The sequence below is a fragment of the Shewanella sp. S1-49-MNA-CIBAN-0167 genome (assembly GCF_040310145.1).
Lineage (GTDB): Bacteria > Pseudomonadota > Gammaproteobacteria > Enterobacterales > Shewanellaceae > Shewanella > Shewanella psychromarinicola.
Genome location: NZ_JBEOPO010000095.1, coordinates 1 through 1,304 on the forward strand (window position 1 = coordinate 1; position 1,304 = coordinate 1,304).

Here is a 1,304-nt window from a genome sequence, read left to right on the forward strand (position 1 = left end):
CGAAGTCACGCCCTAGAAGCGAAGCGCACTATCCGCGTAGCGGCCTAGGATCTTAGCAGCGAAGCTGTCCCTAGCAGGACGAAGTCCGTCCTAGAAGCGAAGCGTACTATCCGCGTAGCGGCCTAGGATCTTAGCAGCGAAGCTGCCTAGGATCTTAGAAGCGAAGCACACTATCCGCGTAGCGGCCTAGGACCTAAAATCTAGGACCTAGAGGTTACTGAGTTGGCTTGGGTGGATAATTCATCATTACAGCATCAATAGCTTTGTTGATGATTTGAATCCGTTGTTCCGGCGTATTCTGTTCTCGTACTGTATCGGCCACAGTGCCACGCCAAATCAATTTACCGGTTTTATTATCCACTAAATCAACCATTAAGGTGCCAACTTCATATTCGCGCACTGTGGTTTCAGTTTGTATGCTACCACCTAACCCCCAACGAGGACCGTAATATGGGTTATAGCCATAATGACTGTTAAAGGTGTCGATATTAATTTTTTTATCGACTTTAGTGATGTAGTTAACCAATAAATCTGCATTTTGCTTATCTGTTTTACTGATACCTTTTTGGTTTAATTGGCTTTCAATAGCGGCGCGGATACGTTGATCCATGAGTCCGTCTAAATGATAGCCCGCATCGTTATTTTTCTTCACTACCCATGAGTAGGTTTTGTATTGATCAAATGATACCGATGGATCGAAGTCTGAAGTCGATTTTAAGGTACTACATGCGCTCAACGCTAATACCGCAACGGCTATAAATAGTTTTTTCATACAGGCTCCAATAACAATGTGTATATGCTTATAAGCTTATAATGAGCTAAGACATTGTAAAAAGCAAAAGCTTGCTAATAGCCAACAGCCTAGAGCGCTGCGCTGCTAGGACGCATTAAAAGCAACAGCCTAGAGCGCTTCGCTGCTAGGACGCTTCGCGGCTAGATGCTATAAAATCTTAACAGCGAAGCTGTCCCTAGCAGTGACGAAGTCACGCCCTAGCAGCGTAGCGATCCTAGCAGCGTAGCGATCCTAGCAGTGACGAAGTCACGCTCTAGCAGCGTAGCGGCCTAGCAGGACGTAGTCCGCCCTAGCAGCGAAGCTGTCCTAGCAGGACGTAGTCCGCCCTAGCAGCGAAGCTGTCCTAGCAGGACGTAGTCCGCCCTAGCAGCGAAGCTGTTCTAGCAGTGACGAAGTCACGCCCTAGCAGTGACGAAGTCACGCCCTAACAGCGTAGCGATCCTAGCAGTGACGAAGTCACGCCCTAGCAGCGTAGCGATCCTAGCAGTGACGAAGTCACGCCCTAGCAGCG

At 48.3% G+C, this 1,304-nt stretch carries 1 protein-coding gene; it reads right to left on the reverse strand.

What is annotated here, in order from left to right:
* Positions 1–214: 214 nt before the first annotated feature.
* Positions 215–772 carry a DUF4136 domain-containing protein gene (locus tag AAEZ00_RS20515; protein WP_351078900.1) on the reverse strand — a complete coding sequence of 186 codons (558 nt, stop codon included), beginning with the start codon at positions 770–772 and terminating at the stop codon, positions 215–217.
* Positions 773–1,304: the final 532 nt, after the last annotated feature.